Origin of the sequence: Nocardiopsis codii (genome assembly GCF_036327455.1) — a bacterium.
In the GTDB taxonomy this organism is placed as follows: Bacteria; Actinomycetota; Actinomycetes; order Streptosporangiales; family Streptosporangiaceae; genus Nocardiopsis; species Nocardiopsis codii.
This window is the reverse complement of the sequence record NZ_JAUZMY010000017.1, coordinates 48,952-68,037: the sequence shown is the minus strand read 5'-3', so window position 1 is coordinate 68,037 and position 19,086 is coordinate 48,952. Positions and strand designations below refer to the sequence as shown.

Sequence of the window (19,086 nt, the reverse complement as noted above, 5' to 3'; positions counted from 1 at the left end):
ACGGCCGGTGGTGCGGGTGGGTCAGTGTGTGGTGAAGGTGGCCCAGACGAGGGTGCCCAGTCCGGAGTGGGCGGGCCAGGTGTAGTGGCCCCAGGTGGTGGCCAGTCGGGTGATGAGCAGGAGTCCGCGCTGGCCTTCGGCCTGGTCCCATTCGGTGGCGGTGCGTTCGACCGGGACGCGGGGGACCCCGGTGCCGGGGCCGGGGATGTGCCGGTTGTGCAGGGTCAGGGTGAGTGCCCCGTCCCGGCCCCGAGTGAGGTGGCGCAGGACGGGCCGGTCGGGGTGGCCGTACTTGCAGGCGTTGGCGTGGAGTTCGTGCAGGCACAGGCGCAGGGTGTCGGACAGGTCGGGGCCCAGGCCGGGTGCGAGCCGGTGGAGGTCGTGGGCCAGGTCGCGGCGGCCTGCGGACAGGTCCGCCAGGCCGCCCCGGTAGGAGCGGGAGAGCATCGAGGGGGTCAGGGCCATCACGCCGCCACCCCCGCACCCTGCTCCCGGGTCTGACCCCGCATCTGCCCCTGGACCTGGGGCCGGGCCTGGAACTGTGCCTGCCTGCGGCGGTGTTCCTGCTGGTCGAGCCATACGCGGGTGAGGCGGGTGAAGGTGCGCCAGTCGTCGGCGTCCTCACAGGCGGGGTGCGGAGCGCGCGGGGCGGGGGCCACGGCCGGTGGTGACGGCACGGCCGGCGGAGGTGACGCGCCCCGGGTGGGATCCGGGACCCACGCGGGTGCGAGGAGGTCGCCGGAGGGCGGGACGTCGCGGTGGGCCCAGCCGCACATGCGGGCGGTGGCCTCGGCCTGGATGCGGTCGAGTTCGTGTGCACGCTCTCGGTCGAGTTCACGCTCGTGCGCGGTGTAGTAGGGCCTGACCAGGGCGAGGTCGTCGGCGGAAAGCCGGTCGGGGGCGGGGGCCAGGCGGGGCGCCGGGACGCGGACGAGCGCGGGGACGGGCGCGGAGGTGGAGGACGCGAGAGCGTGCGTCCTGGCCTGGGGAAGCGGGGCGTAGCGTCGCACCCGGGTCGAGCGGTGGCGTCGGCGGGCGTGGCGACCACGGGGTGCGAGGAAAAGGGCCTTCAGTGAGCCCAGGGCAAGGCTGAGGAGGGCGGCGCTATACTGGCGCATGCTGGCAATTCCTTTGGTTAAAAGGGTGGAAGTTGCTGGCCACGACCCCGAGCGGCTCTAACCGTTGCGGGGTCATCATGTGGATTGAGTTGTGTGAACAGAACACATATTAGGGGATGGGTGGAGTGGGGGAGTGCATTACCGGAGGGTAATGTATTCGAGTTTTCCGAGCGCCGCATTTCCACAGACCAGGCGCACGATGCACACCCTTTTCGGGCAAGCACGGATTAGCACTCTTTCGCCCGAATTAATAGCTTTGATGAGCAATCCGGATCACGCATGGCCGCTATCCGGCAGAAGCCCCCACTTCCCGGCGGCGCCACGGCACTCGCCCGCCCAGCGGGCCGGGCCGGAGCAGAGCCCTCGGGCACGGAGCCGGACACCGGGGCGCGACGGCACGACCAGCACCGGGCCCGGGCCTTGTCCGCCGTCGGCGTGAGGACCTAGCCTGGAGGGCCGTCGGCACGGGCGGGCCTTCCGCCGCCCCCGGGGCGCACCGGCCGGTGTTCCACCGAGAGGGCCGTGCACGACGGGATCGAGAGCCGCAGACACAGCAGGGAGAACGCCGCGATGACGCAGCCAACCTAGCCGCCCGCCCGGAGAGCCCGGGAGCACGGGCGGCGGTTCGGGTGAGGAAGTCATGTCCCGTACGGACAAGACGAAGCCGATCTGGGTACGGTGCGCCGAGCACAACCCCCGGCCCGTCCACGATCACCGACATGGTGTCTGCGACCTGCCGCCGGGCCCCGCGCGCGAGGACACCGGCACGCGCTGCCGGTGGGAGCCCGGGGTCGGCCAGACCTGCTGCGTGGGCCCCAACGGGCGCGCCGCCAAGCGGGAGATGGGCGACGCGAACAGGGCCGAGAACCGCAAGAGCCGCCACGCGGCCCGGCGCGTCCTCCGCCGTCGCGCGGCGCAGGACGGTCGCGACTGATCGCCGGGCGCGGGCCCGAGAGCTGACGAGCCGCTTCCCGACGCGCCGTCAGGCGTCCGGGCCGCGGCGAGGGCCGCCACCTCCCGGGTGGCGGCCCCACGCGTCCGCCCGCCGGTCAGGACCGGCCTTCACACCGTGGAGGAAGTCCGCCCACGCGTCGGCCGAGTACGCCACGTGCCCGAGACCGCGGTTCCGGGTGTCACGCACCAGGACGCGCTCCCCCTCCGCCACCTCCACGCAACGGCCCTCGGCTGCGCTGTAGCTGCTCGTGTGCCACAGACGCCCGTGGTACTCCTGCATTTTCATCCTCCCCACCTGATCACCACTCCCCCAAGAGCGATTTCGATCTTTTCTCCTGATTGAAACCATAAACGATGAAAGAAAACCACAGAGGCCCAGGCGAACCGGGTTTCCCCTTGTGGCGAATGCGACCATGACCGGGTGCGGACATTCGTGTTTCAGGTCTCCGAAATCGAGCATAGATTGGCGACGACCAGCACTTTCTCCGACGCGGACCGGAAGGCCCCCATGCCCGGACCAGAAGACCTCACCCGGTACGCCACACATCCCGAGTGGGCGAAGACGCTGGGCGCGGTCCCCCGCGAGCACTTCATTCCCGACGTCGCGTGGGCGGACCCGATGGGCGACGCACCGAGCCGGATGATCGACCGCGACGCGGACCCGGCGTCCTGGACGTCCGCCGTCTACGACAACACCGTGATCGTCACGCAGATCGAGGACGGGCGGGTCCCCCTGACGGCGGAGAACATCGACAGGACCTCGGAATACACGTGCTCCAGCTCCGCCCCCGAGAACGTCGCGAGCTTCCTGGAGCTGCTCGACCCGTACCCCGGCGACCGCGTGCTGGAGATCGGCACGGGGACCGGCTGGACGGCCGCGCTGCTGGGACGGCACGTGGGCGACGAGGGCGTGGTCAGCGTGGAGGTGGACGAGGCTCTCGCCCGGCAGGCGCGGGCCAACCTGGAGCGGGCCGGGGCCTCCGTCCGGGTGGAGGTCGCGGACGGCGCGGAGGGCCGGCCGGACGGGGCGCCCTTCGACCGGGTGCACGTGACCTGCGGTGTGGAGGACATCCCGTACGCGTGGATCGCGCAGACCCGGCCCGGCGGCGTGGTGGTGCTGCCGTGGATGCCCCCCTCGCGGGGGTACAAGCTCAGGCTGACCGTGCTGGACGACGGCACGGCGCAGGGGCGCGTCCACGGCGAATGCGGGTACATGATGCTGCGCTCACAGCGGTCGCGCGGCATCGACCTGGCGGACAACGAGCACGAGTCCGTCCCCGGGGTCGACCCCCGCCGGATCATCCGTGCCGGGCGCGGGTTCGAGATCGCCCATGTCGGGCTGGTCCCCCGAACGGCCCTGTCCTCCTGGGAGTCGGCGGACGGCGGCGTTCTGGCGATCCTCAACGACCGCACCGCCTCGCACGCCCTGGTGCGGCGCTCCGCCACGGGCGAGCTCCAGGTGACGCAGCGCGGACCGCGCAACCTGTGGGACGAGGCCGAGCAGGCCTTCCTCACCTGGACCGGTTGGGGGGAACCCCGTGCCGACCGGTTCGGCGTCACCGTGGCACCCGAGGGGCAGCACGTGTGGCTCGATTCCCCGGACAACCGGATCGAAAGGGTGAAGAACTGATGGGCGATCACCGCAAAGAACTCAACTGCTCCCATTGCCGCGGAACCGGAAAGGACACGGCATCGCGGGACGGGAAGGTCGAGGAGGTTCCGTGCGCCCTGTGCGGCGGAACGGGAAAGGCTTGACGGGAACCTCATTCACGTGGATCGAGGGACCGGAGAGTGCCCTTCCTCAGAAATGAGAACGGCTGACCAGCGGGCTGGTCAGCCGTTGTGTTGCAAAGCCTAGAAGGGTTTTCTCTTCACGCCCTGGAGGAAGACCGCCCACGCGTCGGAGGAGTACGCCACGTGCCCGAGACCGCGGTTCTGGGTGTCACGCACCAGGACGCGCTCCCCCTCCGCCACCTCCACGCAACTACCCTCAGCCGCACTGTAGCTGCTCTTGTGCCACTGGCGCCCTCTGTGTCCGTGCCCGTTCATCAATGCTCTTCCTGACCTTCCTGACCAGTTCCACGGAGGCGACCATCGACAGCGCCTCGGCTTGCAGGCAGCCGAAGATGGTCATCCGTTTCTGTACCGTCTCCATGTCGTCCATCTGGACCTCACCACCCGCGTACTCGGCGGATGCCATAGCAGGGCTTTCCGGAAAGGTGTAGATCCGAAACGGACCGGCCGCTCCATGGTGGTGACGTACATCCGAGGGCAGAGCCTGGATCCGAATCTTGCCCTGTTCGGCAAGCTCGATCACTCGATCCAGTTGAGCAATCTGGGTTTTTTCGTCCCCGATCACACGACTCAGGGCGAACTCCTCCACCACGATAGACACTAGCGGGGGGTGGTCCTTCGTCAGGATCGCCTGGCGCTCCCTCCGCAACGCGACCATGCGTTTCACCTCCGCGTTCGAGGTCCAGGGAGCGGTGTCCCGGATCGTCGCCTGCGCGTATTCGGCGGTCTGGATCAGTCCGGGGATGAGCTGGCACTGGTACTCCCGCAGCTCAGAAACCCGCTGTTCAATCTTGGAAACCTGCTCGTACCACTTTGGGAGATTTTCCGGTGATTCCGCACTCTCGTACGCCCGCACGAGACGGCCGTTGCCGTTGAGCGCGTGGTCGAGTGCGAGCGCCTGTTCCGCACTCATTCCGCGGATACCGTTCTCCCATGCCGAGACCAGGGCGGGAACCACCCCGGCGTAAGGCGCCACGTCCTTCTGTCGCAGGCTCGCGCCGGTGCGCAGAGCCCGCAGCTCAACGCCCACTTTGCGCCATTTCGCCTTGCCGCGCTTCTTCTCCATGTCCGCCCGATCATCCGAGGGGGAAACCAGCGGAACCACAGTGCCGTAGACCTGCAACCAGGACCAACCGATTGCCTAATATCACGCCAACCTGGTTGTTTCTCTTTCCCTCCCGACCGAAACCGTCCAGGGTGGTGCTCACGGACCGACACCCAACTGCACTTACAGCATTTACGCTGCTCAAAGCAGGTCCGAAGTCAAACGGGAACTCTCGGGCTCCGCATTGCGGCATGCCCGGAACGGGGATTCAGGTGGGATCAGTGATCCATATGGAACAACGGCGGGACAACCAGGTTGAAGTCGGAACTCCCCCGCGCCTCCCGCGCAGGACCACGAACCGCCGCGACCGCGCGGCCATCCTGGTGGAGCCGGACCCGAAGAGCATCGGCCACTCCCTCACCATCGCCGGCGTCCCGGAGACGGCCTCGATCCTGCGCCAGCGGCTCGCCTCCCTGTCGGCCCTCCCGCCTCAGCCCACCGAGCTGCTCCAGAGCCTCGTCTCCGAGCTGTTCAACAACTCGATCACCCACTCGCGGAGCGGCGAGGAGGGCGGCGAGGTCGTCGTCACCCTGCACAGGCTCCCGGGCCGGGTCCAGGTCAGGATCACCGACCAGGGTCCCCGCACCGACAGCGCGCCCTCCCCGTACGTCCGCGCCCCGGACCCGCACCGGGTCGGCGGGCTGGGCCTGCGCATGGTCTCGCAGCAGGCCAGCAGGTGGGGCACCCTGCACGAGAACGGGCGCACCACCGTGTGGTTCGAGCTGGACCGCCCCAGCAGCCACACCACACGCGCGGCCGAGGCGGACGACTCCACCGCCGCAGCCCTCTCCGCCGACCCCCCGGGCCCCTCCGCCCCCACCACCGACCGCCGCGACCACGGTGCCGCCGACAGCGACGGCCCACGGTGAGGGGGTGGAACGAACGCGCACCCGCCGCAGGGGCGCCCGCCGGGTTCTGGACCTGTCCCGCACCGGAGTGCTCGTGGGCCTCGGTCAACCCGATGGCCCATCCCTGCCCGGTCCGCGTCCCGGCCTCCCGACACCCCCTCGAAACCCTGTCCCGCCCCGCTGCGGACCCGCACCCGAAAGGACGCAGTTGACCGCCCGCACACACCTCACGGAAACCGCCGACGAGCTCCTCACCCCCGGAGAGGTCGCCCGCCTGTTCCGGGTGGACCCCAAGACCGTCACCCGCTGGGAGAAGGACGGCAAGCTCACCTCGATCAGGACCCTGGGCGGCCACCGCCGCTACCCCCGGCCCCAGCTGACCGCCCTGTTCGACGAGGAGCCGACGGTGGACGAGGTGATCGCGTCCCTGGAGTCCGTGCACGCACTGGCGGTGGACATCGGCGCCACGAGCGACGCCGCCCGCATCCTGCGGCTCGCGAGGACCCTCCGCTCCACGGCCTGAGACCGCAGCCCCGGGGCTCTCCACCGGGGGCGGCCGGAAGGGTGGACCCCGCCCGTCCGGCCGCCCCGAGCCCTACCGCCGTCCGCGCTCCGAGCGGGTGTCCGAGGCGGATTGTAGTGTTCGACCACGTCCCGGACACCGGAGGAACCGAGCGATGGCCACCACCGACACCGTCCTCACCAGGCGGGCGCTCAACCGCGCCACCCTGGCCCGCCAGCTCCTCCTGCGGCGCGAGGACCTTCCGGTCACCGAGGTCGTCACCCGTCTCGCCGGGCTCCAGGCGCAGACCACCCACACCTGGTACGCCGGGCTGGAGAACCGGATCGAGGGCCTGGCGCCCGAGTCGGTCGGGCAGCTCCTCACCGACGGCGCCCTCGTCCGCGTCACCCTCATGCGCGGCACCCTCCACCTGGTCACCCCCGAGGACTGCCGGTACCTCCGGCCGACCGTCCAACCGGCCATCGACCAGGTCGTCGCGCACAGCACCCACGGCCGCGCCACCCGGGGCCTGGACCCCGACGAGATCGCGGCGGCCGGGTACGAGATCCTCACCCGCGCCCCTCTCGACCTGGGCCAACTGGGCGCCCGGCTCAACGAGCGGTGGCCCGACGTCGAGGGGACCCACCTGGCACAGGTCGTCAAGGGCCGCCTGCCCATGCTCCAGATCCCGCCGCGCGGGGTGTGGGGAGCCTCCGGCCCGGCCGCGCTCGCGCCCGCCGACACCTGGACGGGGCTCCCCATGGACGCAGCGCCGGACCCGGAGGGGATGGTGCTGCGCTACCTGGCCGCGTTCGGCCCGGCCGGGGTGAAGGACGCGCAGGCGTGGTCCGGGCTGACCCGCCTGGGCGAGGTGTTCGACCGGCTCCGCGACCGGCTCGTGGTGCTGCGCGGCGAGGACGGGAGGGAGCTGTTCGACCTCCCCGACGCCCCCCGCCCGGGGGAGGACACCGCCGCGCCGGTGCGCCTGCTGTACGACTTCGACAACCTGCTGCGCGGGCACGCGGACCGCAGCCGGGTCATCTCCGACGACGACCTCAAGAGGCTCGCCTCCCGCAACGGGATGCCGCCCGCGACGGTGCTGGTCGACGGGGAGGTGCGCGCCTCCTGGAAGGTGGTCCGGACCAGGCGGGACGCCGTCGTGGAGGTCGTCCCGTACGCGGAGATCAGCGGGGCCGACCGCGAACAGGTGGAGGCGGAGGGGCTGCGGATGCTGCGGTTCCTCGCCGCGGACCGGGGCGGGCACGAGGTCCGGTTCGCCCCGCAGGCCTGACACCGGGGCCGATCCCCGCCCCGCCCGGGGCCCGGGGACGCGGGGGCAGAGGCGCCCGGACGCAGGTCGCAGGGGCCGGGGCCCCGGTGACCGAGGACGCCGGGGAATCGGGGCGCAGGGGCCCGAACCCGGGGGGCAGGGCCCGGACCCAGGGCGCACGGGAGGGGTCGGAGGCCCGGCCACGACTCCGTTCCGTACACCAGCCGCACAACCTCCGATCGGACCCCTGGACGCGGCCACGGCTCCGTTCCCCGTCCCCACCGCGCCACGTGCCCGCAAACCCGTGGGCACAGGCGATCGCGCCCGTTATCTACGCACGTAGGCGAACACGGACACAACGTGCGGGTATGGAAGTATTCATGGGTGACTGATGAGTTCCGCGCCGCGTTCCAACGGGTGCTCGACACCGCCGCAAGCCAGGCACCCGGGTTCCCCGCAGCCGTGCACGACGTGTTCCGGCTGTCCTCGCAGGTGCCCACGGAAGAACTCGCGATCGCGATGGAGGCCCTCGCCCCCGTCCTCGGCGACTCCGAACGGGTCGCGGGCATCGCCGCCGACCTCTCCGTCCTGGCCGGAGCCCTGGTCGAGTCCGGCGCCCCGGCGGGGGAGGTGGGGCTGGAGGTACTGAGACAGCTCGGAAGTTACGGTCAGGCCGCAGTCGCGTTCATGCACGCCTGGGACAAGACCGGCGGCGGCCCCCTCCCCTCCCCGACCGAGGTGTCCCAGCCCGAGGAGCACCGCGTCGAGGAGGTCCTCGGCGACAACGCCCCCCTGGCCACCATCGGCTGGTGGACCTCGCTCCGCTACGGTCTGGCCGCCAAGGCCATGCTCGGCGACCCCGGCGTGCGCGCCGCCGTGCGCGCCGACTCCAGCGCGCTGGACGGGCTCAGCCAGATCACCCACGCCCTCTCCACCCAGCTCAGCGAGTTCGTCGAGGTGAGCGAACTCCTGCGGATGGCCGAGGCCGACACCGCCCTGGTCCTCGACCGCGCCTCGTGGCGGGGCTTCCGGGTGCGCTTCGACGGCATCGGCGACAACTTCCAGCTCCACACCCTCCTCGCGGACGCGCTCATCGGCAAGGAGGGCCGCCTCGTCCCGGGCACCCGGCCCGACCCGCGCTGGACCTCCGCGTGCCTGAACGCCCCCGCCGACCCGCTCGCGGACGTGGTGCGCGGCGAATGGGACCTGGTCGGCGGCAACGGCGAGTGGGTCGGCAACGAGGCCCGCCCCGGCGACATCCCGGTGGTCGACGGCGAACGCGTGCTGGTGCTGGAGCCCCAGACGCTCACGCACTCCTGGAAGGCCGGTCGCAGGCACCCGCACGTCCCCGGCTCGCTGGAAGTCCTGGAGGAGCTGCGCCACGACGAGGCGGCCGCCTGGTGGGCACGCATGCACCCCGCGGGTTCGGTGCGCCACCCGCTGGCGCCGCCGGTCGAGAACGACGAGACCGGCACGCACAGCAGGCCGCCGCGCCACTTCGGGGTGGCCGCGCACTACGCCGAGGTGGACTCCGGGCCGATGTCGGCGGCGTTCGCCGCCCTGGACCCGGAGAGCCTGAAGGAGGACCCCTTCGCCCCGGGCGGCGTCGACGCGTCGGAGATCGGGAGCGAGGACGAGGACGGCCGTCCGTCCGGTTCCGGCGACCGGGCCGGGGACGGGTCTCCCTCGGGAGGTCCGGCCGGGAGCGGCGCCGGTGCGGGGTTCGGCGCGGAGCCGGCCGTGCCGACGACCCCGCCGTCGATGGAGGACCCGTGGGGTGTGCCGCTGGAGTTCCGCGACGAGTACGGCAGCGGAGGCTTCCAGGAGTCGGAGGACGACGAGGAGGGGCCGCTGTTCGGGGGCCCGCCCCCGTCCACCCCTTCCGCCCCGTGGAGGAGTCCGCGGGACTACCGGGACGGAGCCGGTCCCGGCGGTGAGCCCGGCTACGAGGGCCTGCCCGGGGCCCGCGACGAACTGGGGCTGCGCGACGAGTCCGCCGCCCGGTTCGAGCCCGGCGAGGGCGACCGCTTCGGGTTCCGCAACGAACCCCCGTACGACGGTGCTGCCGGGCGCGGGTCCGCCTTCGGGGCGCACGACGCCCCCGAGCCCCACCCGTGGGGCGCGGACCCGCTCTCGCCCGGCACGCACGGGGAGCCCGGCCCCCACGCCCGGACCGACGAGCCCGCGCCGCCACCACTGGACCACGCCCCGCACGCGTGGGGGGCCGACCCGGCGCCGCACTCCCCCGCCGCCGAGGACGACGCCGAGGCCCGCCCAGAGCCCGAGCAGGGCACGGAGCAGCGGGCTCCGGGCGCGCACCTGCTGCCGCCGATGCCCCCGGGCGTCTCGGACAGCTGGTCGTGGGCCCCCGGCTGGAAGTGGCCCACCCCGCCCGAGCGCTGAGCCCGGGTCCGGGAGGCGTCCCCGGGGGCGGTGGCGGCGTCGCGACGTCCGCGCGGACCTCCCCGGTCCGCGAACAGCAGACGCGGACACAGACACACGCGCGGGCGCAGGGGATCGGCCGGTAGCGGCCGCTCCGCGGGCGCGGGGAGATCCGGGGCGGACACCGGCGGAAGCGACCCCGCATGACACATGTCATCCCCGGCCCGTTGCACCTCTCACACCGACGCGGTGACACCTACGACTTTCAGCGGTCCACCGACTGGGCGATCCTTGGTACATGGCGACGACGCAGAAGGACACCCCCGGCAATCCGGACCGCTCCGCCCCCGACACGGCGGCGGGAGCCCCGGCCGCGACCGCCGACGCGGAGTCCGCCGCGCACGACGGCCGAACCGCCGAGGAGATCGAGAAGGAGCGCAAGCAGGAGGAGGCCATGGAGGCCCTCCGCGCCATGAAGCCCTGGAAGGGCAAGGCGACCCGCCAGGACAAGGCCCTGCTGTTCACGGTCATCGCGATCCCCGTGTTCTTCATGGCGCTGACCCCGCTCAAGCCCTTCCTGATCGCCGAGCACCCGATCGGGCTCGCCTTCGTGACCGGCAGCAACGCGGCGATCGGCGCGGCCTCGGCCTTCGCCCGCATCGGAGAGATCCCGCTGTGGCTCGTGGTCGTCGCGGGCGTGGTCGGCAAGATCAAGGTCGACTGGCTCTTCTGGTGGGTGGGCAGACGCTGGGGACGGGGCTTCGTCAACCTCATCGCCCAGGGCGACAAGGCGCAGCGGTTCGCGGACAGGGCCGAGGACATGAACCCCTGGATCATCAGAGCCGCCGTCCCGCTGTCGTACCTGCCGGGCGTGCCCGCCCTCTTCGTCCACGTCGTCGCGGGCTGGACCGGCATGCGCCTGCGGACCTTCCTGCTGCTGGACGCCCTCGGCGCCCTGCTCCTGACGGGCACGGTCGCCGGGATCGGCTACGCGGCGGGGCAGACCGGGGTCGACATCGTCCTGGCCGTGGACAGGTACGCCCTGTGGGTCACGCTCGCGATCGTCCTCGTGATGGCGTTCGTCCCGGTGGTCAAGCAGATTCGCCAGGCCAAGGCCGAGGAGGCCGCCAGGGTCCGGAAGGCCGCCGAGGCCGCCGAGGCCGAGCAGGCGGGGGAGCCCGCCGCCACGGACGGCGCCAGGGCCGACGGCGACCGGGAGTCCGCGGACTCCGAGAACTCCGCGGGGTCCGCGGTGGTCGACGCCGGAACTCCCGCCCGGTAGCGACCGGAACCGCTGCCCGTGCGGCACGAGAGCCCCTGCCCGGACGGTCCCGTACTCGTGGCCGACTCCGACGCCCTCACCCGCCACGGGTACGAGACCACGGGCGGCCCCGGCCAGCGCCCGACCGCGAGAGCTCCCTCCGGCTCCCCGCGGCCCCGCCCCGACCGGCGGCCGACCGCCGGTGGCCACCGTCCGCCCCCGGGAATACGCCCACGACCAGCCGCGACGCCCACAGCTCCGACCAGTCCCGACCTGGTCACACACGCGGAAGCGATACGCGACTAGGCTGGCGTTCGGCAATCGGACACCCCGGGCAAGCCGTCTGCGCTGGGTGAGTCACAAACACACTCAAGGAGATCCCGTCATGGGACAACGACACTTCGATCTGGTGGTCCTCGGCGCTGGTCCGGGCGGCTACGTGGCGGCGATCCGCGCCGCCCAGCTCGGCCTCAAGGCCGCCGTCGTCGAGGAGAAGTACTGGGGCGGCGTCTGCCTCAACGTAGGCTGCATCCCCTCCAAGGCGCTCCTTCGCAACGCCGAACTGGCCCACCTCTTCAACAACGAGGCCGACTTCTTCGGCATCAAGGTCGACGGCAAGGTCGAGTTCGACTACGGCAAGGCGCACAGCCGCAGCCGTGAGGTGGCCGACGGGCGCGTCAAGGGCGTCCACTACCTCATGAAGAAGAACAAAATCACCGAGATCGAGGGGCGCGGCACCTTCACCGACGACCGCACCATCGAGGTGCGCGGCGGCGACGGCTCCACCGAGACCGTCACCTTCGACCACGCGGTGATCGCGTCGGGCTCCTCCACCAAGCTGCTGCCCGGCACGGAGCTGTCCGAGCGGGTCGTCACCTACGAGCAGCAGATCCTCGACGAGAACCTGCCCGGGAGCATCGTCATCGCGGGCGCGGGCGCCATCGGCGTCGAGTTCGCGTACGTCCTGGCCAACTACGGCGTGGACGTCACCATCGTCGAGTTCCTCGACCGCATCGTCCCCATGGAGGACGAGGAGGTCTCCAAGGAGATCGCCCGCGCGTACAAGAAGCTCGGCGTCAAGGTCATGACCTCCACCCGCGTGGAGTCGGTCGAGGACACGGGCAAGGGCGTCCGCGTCCACGTCACCACCACCGACGACAAGAAGCAGACCCTGGAAGCCGACAAGCTCCTCCAGGCCATCGGCTTCGCCCCCAACGTCGAGGGCTTCGGCCTGGACAAGACCGGCGTGGAGCTCACCGACCGCGGGGCGATCGCCATCGACGGCCGGGGTCGCACCAACGTCCCGCACATCTTCGCGATCGGCGACGTCACCGCCAAGCTCATGCTGGCCCACACGGCCGAGGCGATGGGCATCGTCGCCGTGGAGACCATCGCGGGCGCGGAGACGCAGGAGATCGACTACAAGTTCATCCCCCGCGCCACGTACTGCCAGCCGCAGATCGCCAGCTTCGGCTACACCGAGAACGAGGCGCGTGAGGCCGGATACGACGTCCAGGTCGCCAAGTTCCCGTTCATGGCGAACGGCAAGTCGCACGGGCTCGGCGACACCCGCGGCTTCGTCAAGGTGCTCTCCGACGCCAAGTACGGCGAGATCATCGGCGCCCACATGGTGGGCCCGGACGTCACCGAGCTGCTGCCCGAGCTGACGCTGGCCCAGCAGTGGGACCTGACCGTGCACGAGGTGTCGCGCAACATCCACGCGCACCCCACGCTCAGCGAGGCCGTCAAGGAGGCCGTCCACGGCCTCTCCGGGCACATGATCAACCTGTAGCCCGCACACACGGAACCGCGCAGTGGTCCCCCGCCCCGCCCCCGAGCGACGGCGGGGGACCCTGCCGCGCGGTCAGCGGATCAGGTCGTCGACGACGTTGCCCAGCCCGACGCTCTCGTAGTGCGCTCGGGCCATCTCGATCTTGGTGAACACGTCCTCGTAGCCGGTCTGGACGCCGTCGTCGTCCACGTAGACCATGGCCCCGCTGATGTTGAAGAACGTGACCATGTAGTCGCAGTCCTCGGGGACCGCGAGCGTGTGGATCTCACCCGGCGGCTCGTACACGAAGTGCCCGGCCTCGGCCACCCAGGGGTGCTCGTGGTAGTGCCACTTGCCCTCGATGACGTAGCCGAACACGGCGCCGGGGTGGCGGTGCCGGGACACGATCCCGGACGCGGTGACCTTGAGCAGGTTGCACCACTGGCCCGTGACGGTGTTGAGCATCAGCGGCCGGAACCAGACGTTCGGCGCCTGCGGGACCCACATGCGCGGGTCCTCGGGGACCGCGGGGATCGCGATCTCGGCGGGGATGCCCGGCGACGGTGCGATGCGCACGGGCTCGTTGGCGGATGCGGCGTTCGGTGACACGGTGTCCTCCCTGGTGTGCCACCCGGCCCTGGGGCCGGGATGGCGCGGTGCGGCTGGGTTCTCTGGTGCTGCGTCCTGCGTTGTCGCGCCTGCCGTTGCTGCTTCGTGGAAAGCACCTGAGGAGCTGTCCGCCCCGCCCCACCGGGTGACCCGGTGATGGTGGGAGCTCCCCAGGGCGTCTGTGGTGCGCGGTTCAGGGACCGCGCCGCCCCCGCGGTGCGGGCGCGTGCGCCCGTCAGCCGGTCCGGGGATCTGCGGGGACCGCGGGCCCGGGGCGGCCGCGGTCCGGCCGCTCAGGCGGCCAGGTACCCGCCGTCGACGGGTATGACCGCGCCCGTCACGAACCCGGCGTCGGGCCCGCACAGGAAGTCCACGGCGCCCGCGACCTCGCTCGGGCGGCCCCAGCGGCCCATCGGCGTCCGGTCGAGGATGCGCGCCTGGGCCTCGTCGTTCTCCCGGATCCCCGCGGTGAGGTCGGTGCTGATCCACCCCGGCGCGACCGCGTTGACCCGGACGCCCTCCGCCGCCCACGCGACCGCGAGCGACCGCGTGAGCTGCGAGACGCCGCCCTTGCTCGCGCTGTAGCCGGGCACCATCGGACCGCCGAAGTAGCTCAGCATCGACGCGATGTTGACGACGCACCCGCCGGAGGCGGCCAGCGCCGGACGGGCCGCCACGCACGCGCGCATCACGGACGTCAGGTTGACCTCCACGACCCGCGCGAACACGGCCGGGTCGAACTCGTCCCCGCGCCGGATGATCCCGACCGCGTTGACCAGGGCGTCGATCTCCGAGAACCCCGCCAGGTACGCCTCCAGGGCGTCGCCTCCGGTCACGTCGACCTCGGTGACCGCCGCCCGCTCGCGGAGCGCGGGCGGGGCGTCGGCGGCCCGCAGCCCGCCGACGGCGACGCTGTCACCGCGCTCGACGAACCGCTCCGCTATCGCTGCGCCGATGCCGCTCGTGCCGCCGACGACGACGACCGTGCGGGGGCGGCGTGCGTCGCCCCGGCTCCCTTCGGGGCCCGGGTGCTGGCCTTCCATGGCTCCTCCGACTCTGCGGCCGGCGGTCTCCCGCCGGCGTGGGGTGTGTGGGGATCTCGGTGCTGGGGGTCTGGGGTGGTGGTCTGGGGTGGTGGCCTCCGTGGGGTTCCACCGCGTGGCCGCCGGGCCCGTCCTCCCGCGGCAGCGGTCCACTGGGAGCCCGGTACCGCTGGGGGTACCGGGTGTCTCTCGACGTCGATGTCGTTGTGGTCGGGGTCGGTGGGGGTTCGACGGGCCGCCGTGCCCGGTGCGGGCGCGGCCGTCGGGGGGCGCCCGCCGGCGCTGTCAGGAGCACCGGCGGGCGTCCTCGCCGGCGTGGACGGTGCCGGCGGGTTCGTGGGGTCCTACTCGGGTTCGGGGGCGACCAGGGCGTCGATCCAGTACTCGCGTGCCAGGGCGTCCACCCCCGAGGGCGAGACGCCGCGCAGGTGGACGACCATGTCGTCGGTACCGGCGATGCGCCCGTGGTTCTGGAGTTGGAGGATGTGGTAGCGCTCGGGCACGAACCCGAGGACCACGTCCACGTCGAACCTGCCTCGCTCGTCGGGGGTGTCGCCCAGTCCCGGCTCGGCCTTGCCGATCGCCTGGAACCCGATCCACCCCTGGTAGAGGAGCACCGCCAGGACCACCACGGCGATCCTGCGCAGGGTCGCGCTCCTCAGAGCCCTAGCCCACGTCGACGGGGCTGTCCGAGTCGACACGGGCCCCACCCCCCGTCCCCGCCCCGCCCGAGAGCAGGTCGTTGATCCGGGCGACCTTCTCCCGGAACTCCGGGAGGTCCACCGCCTCGCGCCAGGTGCGCGGGCGGGGGAGGTCCACCGTGACGATCTCCTGGACCGTGCTCGGCCGTCCGGAGAGGACCACCACCCGGTCGGAGAGGAACACCGCCTCGTCGATGTCGTGCGTCACGAAGAACACCGTCGGCCGCCGCTCCTCGAAGATCCGGGTCAGGTCCTCCTGGAGCCTGCGCCGGGTCTGCGCGTCGATGCTCGCGAACGGCTCGTCCATGAGCATGACGGCGGGCTCGTTGGCCAGGACACGGGCGACGCCGAGCCGCTGCTGCATGCCGCCGGACAGCTCGTGCGGGTACTTGCGCTCGAACCCGCCCAGGCCCACCAGTTCCAGGTACTCCCGGCCGCGGCGCTCGCGCTCGGCGCGCGGGACGCCCTTCATGCGCAGGCCGAACACGGCGTTCCCGAGCACGGTCTTCCACGGGAAGAGGGCGTGGCTCTGGAACACCACCCCGCGGTCGGGCCCCGGATCTGACACCGGGCTCCCGTCCACCTCGACCACGCCGCCGGTGGGCTTGACGAAGCCCGCGACGGTGTTCAGCACCGTGGTCTTGCCGCAGCCGCTGGGGCCGAGGACGGAGACGAACTCACCGCGCTCCACGGCGAAGGACACGTCGCCGATCGCGGTGACCTCCTCCCCCGAGTAGGCGTCCGTGTAGACCTTGTTCAGGTTCTCGATCACCAGTGCGGTCATCCGTCACCCTCCATGCTTCGCACCATCCCCCACCGTTCGACGGTGGCCTTCTCGAACGGCGCCAGGATGAGCGCGTCGAGCATGTACCAGAGGATCCCGAGCACGATCATGCCCAGGAAGACCTGGCTGACGTCCCCGACCCGGCGGGCGTCGAACATCATGAATCCGATACCGCTGGTGCCCACGATGATCTCCGCGGCCACGAGCGCACGCCATCCGTAGCCGAGCCCGGTGCGGACACCGCTCGCGACCGCGGGCAGCGCCCCGGGGAGGATGACCTCCACGAACACCCTGATGCGTCCCGCGCCGAGGCTGCGGGCCGCGCGGATCAGTTCGCCCGGGACCTGCTCGACCCCCGCCACCACGCTGAGCATGAGCGGGAAGACGATCGTGTACACGATGACGAACGTGACGGAGGTCAGGCTGAAGCCGAACCACACGATCACGATCGGCAGCCACGCGATGTCCGCGATGGCCTGGAAGAACAGCAGGATCGGCCAGACGGCCTTGCGGACCCGCAGGGACATCGCGGTCAGGAACCCCATCGGCAGGCCGATGAGCAGACCGAACCCGACCCCGTAGCCGAGCCTGGTCAGGGAGTCCGACAGGTAGCCGGGCAGGATGCCCTTGCGGAGCAGTTCGCCGATCTCGGCGACGACCCGGTCGGGGCCGACGAAGAAGGCGTCCGGGAAGACCCCGGCCTCGGCGACCAGCCACCACAGGGCCACGACGGGCACGAACGGCCCGAGGGTGCGGAACGCGCTGTTGCGGGACAGCACCGCCCAGAACCGCTTCGCCAGGGGCGCGCGGCGGATCCCCGGGCGGGCGCCCGCGGGCGCCCCCCTCTCGCGGGTCGCGGTCATCGCGCACCTCCCGTCATGCCCCAGCGTTCGATGGTGCGCCTCTCCAGCGGGGCCAGGAGGAGCCGGTCCATGATCAGCCACAGGACGCCGATGATGACCATCGACGCGATGATGACGTCCGTGGAGAAGGTCTTCTGGGCCAGGAAGAGCGCGTACCCGAGACCGGCGCTGCTCGCGATGATCTCGGCGGCCACCAGGCCGCGCCAGCCGTAGCCGAGCCCGATCCGCAGTCCGCTGACCACGCTGGGCAGCGCCCCGGGCAGGAGCACCTCCCAGAACATCCGCCACCGGCTCGCGCCCATCGACCGGGCCGAGCGCAGCAGGGTCGTGGGGATGCGCCGGACGCCCAGCATCGTGTTGTAGGCCAGGGCGAAGAACATGGCGTTCCACACGATGAAGATGACGGCGCCGTCCCCGTATCCCAGCCACAGGGTGGCGATGGGGATCCACGCGATCCCCGCCAGCGCCACGGAGAACCGCAGCAGGGGCGAGAAGAACGCGGACAGGGCCGGGCTGGCGCCGAGCGCGATACCGAACGGGAGTCCGGTCGCGATGGCGATGGTGCTTCCCATGAGCACCCGGTACAGGCTCGCGCCCAGGTGCTCGGCCAGCTCACCGCTCGCCGCCATGTCCGCCAGGGCGAGGGCGACGTCGTCGACCTGCGGGAAGATCCGTTTGGGGACGCCGGTGACCTCGACGATCACGGCCCAGACGGCGACCAGGACCACGAACGGGAGCAGGAACCACAGCGTGGGTCCGACGAACCCGGCCCGGGGGCCGCGCCGGGCCCTCCGGGCCGCCCGGCCGCCGGGCGCGTGACGCCCGGCGGCGGGCACAGGGTCGGGGGTCATACCGCGCACGACTCCTGGGCGATCTCACGCACGAAGTTGTAGTCGGCGTCGACGGCCGCGGCCTGGGGGATCTCCGCGAGGTCCTCGAAGAGCTCGGGGTTCTCCTCCATGACCGACACGATCGGGCCGGGCTCGAAGTAGTCGTTGATGTCGAAGTCGAAGTCGATCTGGCCCTGGTTCGCGAGCAGCTGGCCGACCGTGTCGAGCGCCAGGTAGTTGCAGGCGGAGAAGCGGGGGTCGAGCTGCGCGACGTTGTACTGCATGGCCTCCTGGGCGACCTCGGGGTCGGTGCCGGTGAGCCACTGGACGGCCGAGGACGCGGCGTCCTCGGGGTTCTCACGGATCCACTGGTCGGAGGCGGCCCGCGCGGCGAGGAACTCCTCGACGGCCTCGGGGTTCTCCTCCAGGAAGGTCGGCGTGGTCACGATGTAGCCGATGAACGGGATGTAGCCGCCGCCCCTGAGGATGATCTCCGAGCCCTCGACCTGCTCGGTGATGGTGATCGGCCAGGGGTCCCAGATGACGGCCGCGTCGATGCCGCCGGTCTCCAGGGCCACGGCCATGTCCGGCGGGGCGGTGTTGACGAGCTCCACGTCGTCCGTGTCGATGCGGAGGTCCTCCAGCAGCCCGAGCAGGTAGAGGTGGTTGATCGAGCCGACGGAGACGCCGATCGACTTGCCCTCCAGCGTGGACAGGTCCTCGGAGTCGATCTCGGAGCCCTCGGCGGCGACGATCGCCGCGGTCTCGTCGATGCTCCGCTGGGTGGCCGAACCGGTGTAGTTGCCGATCAGGCTGAGCTCGGCGCCCTCCTGGGCGGCCGCGATGGCCGGGGTGCCGACCTGGATGATGTCGACGTCACCCGCCTCCAGGGCGTTGATCGCGTCGACGCCGGTGGGGAAGGGCTCGGCGAGGGTGACGTCGAGGTTGCGCTCCTCGAACAGCCCCTGCTCGGTGCCGATCGGCAGGCCGATCTGGTCGATCGCGGAGACGTATCCGGCGTTGATGCTCGTCAGGGAACCCGCGCCCGCGTCGGCGCCCTCGACGTCGTCGTCGACGGTCGAGCCCCCGGTACATGCGGTGAGCAGAAGCACCGACGAACACGTCGCGGCGAGGGACAGCTGGGAAAGTCGAGGCATGGACTTCTTCCGATCACGCAGGGTGGCACCCTCGCAGACCCCGGTGGACCACGACCTACCAGGGGAGATCGAGGAATGGCTGTCGCCAACCACG

General features: G+C 71.5%; 19 protein-coding genes and 1 pseudogene. 8 read left to right on the top strand and 12 right to left on the bottom strand.

Annotated elements, in window-relative coordinates:
• Positions 1-21: 21 nt before the first annotated feature.
• A complete protein-coding gene (locus Q8791_RS17790) occupies positions 22-465 on the bottom strand; it encodes an ATP-binding protein (protein WP_330092846.1) in 444 nt (147 codons plus the stop codon).
• Positions 465-1,118 carry a hypothetical protein gene (locus Q8791_RS17785; RefSeq protein WP_330092845.1) on the bottom strand — a complete coding sequence of 218 codons (654 nt, stop codon included), beginning with the start codon at positions 1,116-1,118 and terminating at the stop codon, positions 465-467. The genes Q8791_RS17790 and Q8791_RS17785 overlap by 1 nt, the downstream gene beginning before the upstream one ends.
• 640 nt (positions 1,119-1,758) lie before the next feature.
• Here Q8791_RS17785 and Q8791_RS17780 point away from each other — a divergent pair.
• Positions 1,759-2,052, top strand: coding sequence for a hypothetical protein (locus tag Q8791_RS17780; RefSeq protein ID WP_330092844.1), 294 nt, complete (start codon positions 1,759-1,761; stop codon positions 2,050-2,052).
• Positions 2,053-2,100: 48 nt separating this feature from the next.
• Here Q8791_RS17780 and Q8791_RS17775 read toward each other — a convergent pair whose 3' ends face one another.
• Positions 2,101-2,358, bottom strand: coding sequence for a DUF397 domain-containing protein (locus tag Q8791_RS17775; protein ID WP_330092843.1), 258 nt, complete (start codon positions 2,356-2,358; stop codon positions 2,101-2,103).
• A 222-nt stretch (positions 2,359-2,580) separates the two neighbouring features.
• On the opposite strand from Q8791_RS17775, the gene Q8791_RS17770 reads away from it, so the two are divergent.
• Positions 2,581-3,702 (top strand): methyltransferase domain-containing protein, encoded by a 1,122-nt coding sequence (locus Q8791_RS17770; protein WP_330092842.1) that lies wholly within the window; start codon positions 2,581-2,583, stop codon positions 3,700-3,702.
• 224 nt (positions 3,703-3,926) lie between these two features.
• Here the strand turns inward: Q8791_RS17770 and Q8791_RS31845 are convergent, their stop codons facing one another.
• Complete coding sequence (locus Q8791_RS31845) at positions 3,927-4,052, bottom strand: DUF397 domain-containing protein (RefSeq protein ID WP_407942021.1); 126 nt, start codon at positions 4,050-4,052, stop codon at positions 3,927-3,929.
• A gap of 10 nt (positions 4,053-4,062) precedes the next feature.
• A complete protein-coding gene (locus Q8791_RS17760) occupies positions 4,063-4,932 on the bottom strand; it encodes a helix-turn-helix domain-containing protein (protein WP_330092840.1) in 870 nt (289 codons plus the stop codon).
• Positions 4,933-5,201: 269 nt separating this feature from the next.
• Between Q8791_RS17760 and Q8791_RS17755 the strand changes: the two genes are divergently transcribed.
• The 6 genes and pseudogenes from Q8791_RS17755 (at position 5,202) to lpdA (ending at position 13,026) form a co-directional block, all read left to right on the top strand.
• Positions 5,202-5,840, top strand: a complete 639-nt coding sequence (locus Q8791_RS17755) for an ATP-binding protein (RefSeq protein WP_330092931.1) — start codon at positions 5,202-5,204, stop codon at positions 5,838-5,840.
• A 187-nt stretch (positions 5,841-6,027) separates the two neighbouring features.
• A pseudogene (locus Q8791_RS17750) lies at positions 6,028-6,207 on the top strand (BldC family transcriptional regulator); the annotation flags it as partial.
• Between the two features lie 289 nt (positions 6,208-6,496).
• Positions 6,497-7,612, top strand: a complete 1,116-nt coding sequence (locus Q8791_RS17745; protein WP_330092839.1) for a winged helix DNA-binding domain-containing protein — start codon at positions 6,497-6,499, stop codon at positions 7,610-7,612.
• 363 nt (positions 7,613-7,975) lie between these two features.
• Positions 7,976-9,994 carry a chromosomal replication initiator protein DnaA gene (locus Q8791_RS17740; protein WP_330092838.1) on the top strand — a complete coding sequence of 673 codons (2,019 nt, stop codon included), beginning with the start codon at positions 7,976-7,978 and terminating at the stop codon, positions 9,992-9,994.
• Positions 9,995-10,271: 277 nt separating this feature from the next.
• Positions 10,272-11,255 carry a DedA family protein gene (locus tag Q8791_RS17735; RefSeq protein ID WP_330092837.1) on the top strand — a complete coding sequence of 328 codons (984 nt, stop codon included), beginning with the start codon at positions 10,272-10,274 and terminating at the stop codon, positions 11,253-11,255.
• Positions 11,256-11,619: 364 nt separating this feature from the next.
• Complete coding sequence (gene lpdA / locus Q8791_RS17730) at positions 11,620-13,026, top strand: dihydrolipoyl dehydrogenase (RefSeq protein ID WP_330092836.1); 1,407 nt, start codon at positions 11,620-11,622, stop codon at positions 13,024-13,026.
• Positions 13,027-13,098: 72 nt separating this feature from the next.
• Here the strand turns inward: lpdA and Q8791_RS17725 are convergent, their stop codons facing one another.
• The 7 genes from Q8791_RS17725 to Q8791_RS17695 all read right to left on the bottom strand — a co-directional run bounded on the left by Q8791_RS17725 (position 13,099) and on the right by Q8791_RS17695 (position 18,992).
• The gene (locus tag Q8791_RS17725) at positions 13,099-13,614 is read right to left on the bottom strand and encodes a 2,4'-dihydroxyacetophenone dioxygenase family protein (RefSeq protein WP_330092835.1); all 516 of its coding nucleotides are present in this window, start codon (positions 13,612-13,614) and stop codon (positions 13,099-13,101) included.
• 293 nt (positions 13,615-13,907) lie between these two features.
• Complete coding sequence (locus Q8791_RS17720; protein WP_330092834.1) at positions 13,908-14,657, bottom strand: SDR family NAD(P)-dependent oxidoreductase; 750 nt, start codon at positions 14,655-14,657, stop codon at positions 13,908-13,910.
• A 344-nt stretch (positions 14,658-15,001) separates the two neighbouring features.
• Positions 15,002-15,358, bottom strand: coding sequence for a hypothetical protein (locus tag Q8791_RS17715; RefSeq protein ID WP_330092833.1), 357 nt, complete (start codon positions 15,356-15,358; stop codon positions 15,002-15,004).
• Complete coding sequence (locus tag Q8791_RS17710; protein WP_330092832.1) at positions 15,324-16,142, bottom strand: ABC transporter ATP-binding protein; 819 nt, start codon at positions 16,140-16,142, stop codon at positions 15,324-15,326. The genes Q8791_RS17715 and Q8791_RS17710 overlap by 35 nt, the downstream gene beginning before the upstream one ends.
• Positions 16,139-17,005, bottom strand: a complete 867-nt coding sequence (locus Q8791_RS17705) for an ABC transporter permease (RefSeq protein WP_330092831.1) — start codon at positions 17,003-17,005, stop codon at positions 16,139-16,141. Before Q8791_RS17705 ends, Q8791_RS17710 begins: the two co-directional genes overlap by 4 nt.
• Complete coding sequence (locus tag Q8791_RS17700; protein ID WP_330092830.1) at positions 17,002-17,856, bottom strand: ABC transporter permease; 855 nt, start codon at positions 17,854-17,856, stop codon at positions 17,002-17,004. Before Q8791_RS17700 ends, Q8791_RS17705 begins: the two co-directional genes overlap by 4 nt.
• On the bottom strand, positions 17,853-18,992 hold the full coding sequence (locus tag Q8791_RS17695; RefSeq protein WP_330092829.1) for an ABC transporter substrate-binding protein: 1,140 nt from the start codon (positions 18,990-18,992) through the stop codon (positions 17,853-17,855). Before Q8791_RS17695 ends, Q8791_RS17700 begins: the two co-directional genes overlap by 4 nt.
• Positions 18,993-19,086 lie beyond the last annotated feature (94 nt).

Bases quoted from the DNA above. Each gene is read 5' to 3' on its own strand.
- Q8791_RS17790 (WP_330092846.1), bottom strand. From the start codon at position 465: ATGGCCCTGACCCCCTCGATGCTCTCCCGCTCCTACCGGGGCGGCCTG.
- Q8791_RS17785 (WP_330092845.1), bottom strand. From the start codon at position 1,118: ATGCGCCAGTATAGCGCCGCCCTCCTCAGCCTTGCCCTGGGCTCACTG.
- Q8791_RS17780 (WP_330092844.1), top strand. From the start codon at position 1,759: ATGTCCCGTACGGACAAGACGAAGCCGATCTGGGTACGGTGCGCCGAG.
- Q8791_RS17775 (WP_330092843.1), bottom strand. From the start codon at position 2,358: ATGAAAATGCAGGAGTACCACGGGCGTCTGTGGCACACGAGCAGCTAC.
- Q8791_RS17770 (WP_330092842.1), top strand. From the start codon at position 2,581: ATGCCCGGACCAGAAGACCTCACCCGGTACGCCACACATCCCGAGTGG.
- Q8791_RS17760 (WP_330092840.1), bottom strand. From the start codon at position 4,932: ATGGAGAAGAAGCGCGGCAAGGCGAAATGGCGCAAAGTGGGCGTTGAG.
- Q8791_RS17755 (WP_330092931.1), top strand. From the start codon at position 5,202: ATGGAACAACGGCGGGACAACCAGGTTGAAGTCGGAACTCCCCCGCGC.
- Q8791_RS17745 (WP_330092839.1), top strand. From the start codon at position 6,497: ATGGCCACCACCGACACCGTCCTCACCAGGCGGGCGCTCAACCGCGCC.
- Q8791_RS17735 (WP_330092837.1), top strand. From the start codon at position 10,272: ATGGCGACGACGCAGAAGGACACCCCCGGCAATCCGGACCGCTCCGCC.
- lpdA (WP_330092836.1), top strand. From the start codon at position 11,620: ATGGGACAACGACACTTCGATCTGGTGGTCCTCGGCGCTGGTCCGGGC.
- Q8791_RS17720 (WP_330092834.1), bottom strand. From the start codon at position 14,657: ATGGAAGGCCAGCACCCGGGCCCCGAAGGGAGCCGGGGCGACGCACGC.
- Q8791_RS17710 (WP_330092832.1), bottom strand. From the start codon at position 16,142: ATGACCGCACTGGTGATCGAGAACCTGAACAAGGTCTACACGGACGCC.
- Q8791_RS17705 (WP_330092831.1), bottom strand. From the start codon at position 17,005: ATGACCGCGACCCGCGAGAGGGGGGCGCCCGCGGGCGCCCGCCCGGGG.
- Q8791_RS17700 (WP_330092830.1), bottom strand. From the start codon at position 17,856: ATGACCCCCGACCCTGTGCCCGCCGCCGGGCGTCACGCGCCCGGCGGC.
- Q8791_RS17695 (WP_330092829.1), bottom strand. From the start codon at position 18,992: ATGCCTCGACTTTCCCAGCTGTCCCTCGCCGCGACGTGTTCGTCGGTG.